Source organism: Baaleninema sp. (assembly GCF_049974805.1).
GTDB lineage: Bacteria > Cyanobacteriota > Cyanobacteriia > Cyanobacteriales > Geitlerinemataceae > Baaleninema.
Map to the genome: position 1 here is coordinate 1 of NZ_JBNGCO010000185.1, position 5704 is coordinate 5704.

3 protein-coding genes are annotated in these 5704 nt (G+C 51.4%); 1 reads left to right on the forward strand and 2 read right to left on the reverse strand.

What is annotated here, in order from left to right; translation table 11 throughout:
- Positions 1-761: 761 nt before the first annotated feature.
- Entirely contained in the window at positions 762-2939 is a 2178-nt protein-coding gene (gene recQ / locus ACP5D4_RS20740) for a DNA helicase RecQ (RefSeq protein ID WP_428013513.1), read from the reverse strand.
- A gap of 58 nt (positions 2940-2997) precedes the next feature.
- Positions 2998-3399, reverse strand: coding sequence for a fasciclin domain-containing protein (locus ACP5D4_RS20745; protein ID WP_428013514.1), 402 nt, complete (start codon positions 3397-3399; stop codon positions 2998-3000).
- A gap of 191 nt (positions 3400-3590) precedes the next feature.
- On the opposite strand from ACP5D4_RS20745, the gene ACP5D4_RS20750 reads away from it, so the two are divergent.
- The gene (locus tag ACP5D4_RS20750; protein ID WP_428013515.1) at positions 3591-5651 is read left to right on the forward strand and encodes a cation:proton antiporter; all 2061 of its coding nucleotides are present in this window, start codon (positions 3591-3593) and stop codon (positions 5649-5651) included.
- The last annotated feature ends 53 nt before the right edge of the window (positions 5652-5704 follow it).

Consider the following 5704-nt stretch of genomic DNA (forward strand, 5'->3'; position numbering starts at 1 on the left):
GCATTTTAAATGCCGCCCTGGAAGGGCGGGGCTTGAAACCCCTAATTTTCGGTCATATCCTGTCAGAACATGCCAAAAATCGATCGTTATTGGATGTATAATCCGTCAAAATTTGGTGTTTTTTAGGGTTCTATTCATATCGCAAAAGCCATTTTTTATTTAAAAGAAACGGCTTTTTTAAGTAATCACACTAAGATTACAGCCCAAAAATGACAGTCGCTAAATATAAGCGAATACACCCTACAACTCTTGGTTGGAAACCGTTTGACATCTTAGTGTGCCACGATTATATCGCCTCATGTCAATTTTCGAGCAGGGGGGGGTATACAAATAATACTGTTTTTTGAAATTATGCAACTTACGATCGCTCAACCTCCTGGTATGGAAGTCATTGAACGTATGTCATGATTTTAAGACTTTTCGTAAAAAAAAGTAATATTAAGTCATTCGCGGCAACATTATATTTCAGTAAATTGCCATATAATATTATCGTCATATTAACAAAAATCGAGGATCTGGAGAAACAATCGACCAACGGAATGAAGTTTTAACGGGTCTTTAGAGATTAGGGTGTAATTGGTTAATTTGAATACAAAATCTGGGTAGGGGCGCATCCCCCCTTCGCCCCCCTTTGAAAGGGGGGTTGGGGGGGATATAAAATCCGCTTATCACCTCAAACTCAGAAGACCCGTTTTAACAAGCTATTTAGTGCCAAGAAGGAAGGATCGCTATATTTTTTGAGTTAAAAATTTAGCCTTCTGTTATTCGTTTAAAACATCCATTTTCGCTTTCACGAGTCGAATTTCTTCGTAACTGTATTCGCCACTGCCCAAATATTCGTAAATCGGCTTGAGTTTTTCGGGTTTTAACGTCCGAATCGCTTGACGGATGACTTGTTGGCGTTCTGGCGAAACCAGGCGATCGAGGTCGATATCTTCTCCGGCTCGAATCAAAGATTCCAGGTGAGAAAACACCGTTTTTGGGGAAAGATTGCGTTCTAAAGCAATATCTTCTAACGCCATTCCTTGTTGAAACAATTCCAAGCTATGGCGGCGAGTGTCCGAATATAAACTGCTCGATTTGGCGGAAGATTTTCGAGAAGGACGAATCGAAACAGACCCCTGTTTTCGCAAGTATTCTCGAATCGCCCCCACGAATTGATCGCCATATTGTTCGAGTTTGTATTTCCCCACCCCAGAAAGTCTTGAAAACGCCTCCAAGGTTTGGGGACGCTGTCGCGCCATCAGTTGTAACGTCGAATCTGCAAAAATAGTGTAAGGTGCCACCGATCGCTCGTCGGCGATTTGTTTGCGAAGCGATCGCAACTCGAACAACAGCATTTCTGCATCGATCGCCCCTTGGCTGCGGGTGTCGGCTTCCATCACCGAAACTTTGCGCGGAACCGCGATTTCTACCTGGCGCTGTCGCCGCATAATCTCCCAACTGAGGGGGTTGAGTTTCAACACCGGATACCCATCGTCGGTTTCGTCAACAAATCCCCGTTGTTTGAGCGATCGCGCCAGTAATTTCCACTCTTCGGCGGTGCGATCTTTCCCAATTCCGTAAGTCGAAAGCTGGTGATGTCCGTATTTCTGAATTTTCGACTTGCGGGAACCGCGCAATACATCGATAATGTGGGTGATGCCAAACCGTTCGCGACAGCGGGCGACGCAAGAAAGGAATTTCATCGCCTCGATCGTCCAGTCTTCGACGGGTTTGGGATGGCAACAGTTATCGCACTGCTGGCATTTGCGATCGAGTTCTTCGCCGAAATATCGCAGTTGAATTGCTTTTCGGCATTCAGTACTTTCCGCGTAATCGATAACTTGGCGCAGTTGTTGTTTGGCGATACGCTGTTCTTGGGGATCGGGTTTTTGATTGATAATCCACTCGACTTTTCCCACGTCGCCGTAACTGAAAAACAGGATACAGCGAGAAGGTTCGCCGTCGCGCCCCGCCCGTCCAGTTTCTTGATAGTAACTTTCCAGAGTTTTGGGAAGATCGTGGTGGATGACGAAGCGCACGTCCGGTTTGTCGATTCCCATTCCGAAGGCGATTGTCGCTACAATCACTTGAACGTCGTCGCGGATGAAACGGGTTTGGTTTTCCGTTCGATCGCCATCGCTCATTCCCGCGTGGTAGGGTAAAGCGGAAATCCCGTCTTCTTGCAGTTCAGACGCCAGTTTGTCCACTTGGCGGCGACTGAGACAGTAGACGATTCCCGACCCTCCTTGTCGGATAACTTGCAGAATGTCCGAGTAGGTGTTGCGGGTTTTGGGGCGAACTTCATAGTAGAGGTTGGGGCGGTGGAAACTGGCGACGTGGATGTGGGGTTGTCGCAACGCCAGTTGTTGTACGATGTCCTGACGGACGCGATCGGTGGCGGTGGCGGTTAACGCCATTACAGGAACATCTGGGTAACGGCGTCGCAGTTGAGAAAGTTGGCGGTATTCCGGGCGGAAATCGTGACCCCATTCCGAGACGCAGTGGGCTTCATCGATGGCGAATCCAGCCAGTCCGATGTTCGATCGCGCCGTATCGAGAAATTGTAGGAAATTGTCGCTTAACAGCCGTTCTGGGGCGACGTAGAGGAGTTTCGCCTCTCCGCTGAGAACCGCTTGGGCGCGATCGCGAATTTCGATCCCGCTGACGGTACTGTTGAGAAACGTCGCCCCGATTCCGTTGTTTTGCAACGCTTGAACTTGGTCTTGCATCAGGGCGATTAGCGGCGACACCACCACCGTCACGCCGGGGCGCAACAACGCCGGAAGCTGGTAACAGAGGGATTTTCCGCCCCCTGTGGGCATAATTACCAACAGATCGCGGTTGTGAAGGGCCGTTTCAACGATCTGTTGCTGGCCGGGGCGAAAGCGATCGTAGCCGAAATGTTGTTTGAGGGCGAACTCGAGGGATGTCGGTTGCGCGATCGGTGCGGACATGAACCTCCGAAGCTGACGGACACCCCTCTAATTTTAAGGGATTGAGAGACAGTTCGTTCTATCCCATCAAAATTACGTTGTCGATGACGTGAATCACACCGTTATCGGCTTCGATGTCGGCGTTAATTACCGTGGCATTTTTAACTTCAAAGCCGTCCGAACAGTCGATGGAAATGGGCGCCCCTTCCACGGAATCCAGGGAAGAAACACTTTCGAGATCGGCGCGAGTATACTTGCCGGAAACCACGTGATATTTCAGGATTCGCGCCAGTTGCGGCGGGTTTTGTACCAAAGTTTGAACCGTTCCCGGCGGCAGTTTGGCGAAGGCGTCGTCTGTGGGCGCGAAGACGGTAAAGGGGCCGGGACTTTTCAGAACGTCCACTAAGTCGGCGGTTTTTACGGCGGTAACGAGGGTTTCAAAGGAACCCGCACCCACGGCAATGTCTACGATATCAGGCATTTCGATCGTTTATTTTTGTATTCAAAAAAATATGATAATTTATTATAGTATATTATATCAAAAAAACCTGTAATTTAAATCTTTAAATTACAAGGATTAAGAAATCTGAACGTAGCGATCGACCGCAAGGGAAATTGCGCGCTCGATCATGATCGACCCAGTTAGCGCCCCACCTTACGCTCTCGATAGCCATGGAACAACTACAAGAACTGTTTCCGGATACGCCGATCATATCTTTTACGATTCTGCTGTTAGTGGTGCTGACAGTTCCCCCCCTGTTTGAGAGATTGCGCCTGCCGGGACTGGTGGGACTCATCGTCGCGGGGGTAGTTCTCGGCACCGACGGCTTGGGACTGCTCGATCCCGAAACCGACTACATGAAACTGTTTACAGACATCGGCAAAATTTATCTGATGTTCGTGGCGGGTTTAGAAATCGACCTAGCGGAATTTCGCAAAAAAAAGGATCGATCGCTCGGTTTCGGCCTCGCCACCTTCGCCATTCCCCTGTTAACGGGGGCAGCCACAGCCACCCTCTTCGGCTTTGGTCCCAACGCTGCTATCCTCATCGGTTCCTTGATGGCATCCCACACGCTGCTAGGCTATCCCATCGTGACACGCCTGGGGGTTGGCGGTAACGAAGCCATCACCGTCACCATCGGGGCAACGATTTTCACCGACATCACCGCCTTACTGGTGTTAGCCATCTGCGTGTCCGTTCACACCGGGGAGTTTTCCGCCACCAGCTTGGTGGTGCAACTGGTGGCCTTAGTACTGTACGCCGTGACGGTTCTAGTCGGATTGGACTGGGCGGGGAAAGAATACTTCCGCCGCACAGGAGACGAAGAAAGCAACCAATTTTTGTTCGTATTGTTGGCGGTGTTCGTCGCCTCGGTGGGCGCTCAATTGATTAACGTCGATAAAATCGTCGGGGCGTTTTTGGCCGGGTTGGCCGTCAACGACGTAGTCGGACGGGGGCCGGTAGAAGACAAAGTGGAATTCGTCGGCAGTACCCTGTTTATCCCGTTTTTTTTCGTGGGAATGGGGTTGCTGCTGGATGTTTCGGCATTTCTCGAAAGTTTTACCAGCAACTTCAGTTTGATGCTGGCCATCGTCGTCAACCTGCTGGTGAGTAAGTTTTTGGCGGCGATGCTGGCCAAACAACTTTATAACTACAGTTGGCCGGCGGCAATGACCATGTGGTCCCTGTCGATTCCCCAGGTGGCGGCCACCTTGGCGGCGGCGTTAGCCGGGAATCAGGCGGGATTGTTGCCCGAATCGGTATTTAACAGCGTCGTGGTGTTGATGTTGGTGACGTCGGTGGTGGGGCCGGTGGCTACGTCCCACTTCGCCCAGAAACTGCCCCTGTCTCCCGCAACAGCGAAACCGCCAGAACCGGACACCTCCCCCTCGATTCCCTTTTTCCAGTCGGAACAGCCGTTTACCGTGTTGGTTCCCGTGGCGAACCCCCTCACGGAACGCTATTTAATCGAGATGGCGGCGATTATCGCCCGTCAACGGGGAGGATCGATCGTACCGCTGTCGATCGCGCCCGCCCAAGCCCACATGGACGAACCGGAGTTAGACTTAGCCCTTCAACGGGGGGAACGACTGCTACAACGGGCGTTAGAAGTCAGTCAGGACTTCGGCGTGGAGGCGACGCCCCGCATCCGCATCGATAGCGATATCGCCCACGGAATCAGTCGCACCGCCCGCGAACAGAACGTCAGCGCCATCGTTATGGGGTGGAACGAAAATATCGGGATTCGGGCGCGATTGTTCGGAAACATCATCGACAGCGTGTTTTGGTCCTCTCACTGTCCGGTTGGGGTGATGCGTTTGTTGGACGAACCGTCGAACATTCACCGCATCTTAGTTCCGGTGAAAAGTCTCGCCCCGCAAGTGTTGGAAGCGATGCGGTTCGCCCAGTTGTTCGCCGCCTCCAACGATGCAGAGTTGACGTTGCTGCACGTCTGCGATCGACGCACCACCCCCGAAAAAATCGAAGCCTTCGAGTCGTCGCTGTGGGCGGTGTTTTCTGAAACCGAGGTGGATGTAAAAGCGGATATGAAGTCGATCGTTCACGACGATATCGCCCAAGCGATTCTCGAGGCGGCGCGATCGACCGAAATGGTGGTGTTATGTTCCCGCCGCCGCCGAACCGCTGGGGGGTTAGCCGTCAGCGACGTCGCCGAACAGCTTCTCAAGCAAATCACCTGTTCGATGGTGTTGTTTGGCGAACCGCATTGGTGATGATGAGATGAGGGGATGATGAGATGAGGGGATGATGAGATGAGGGGATGATG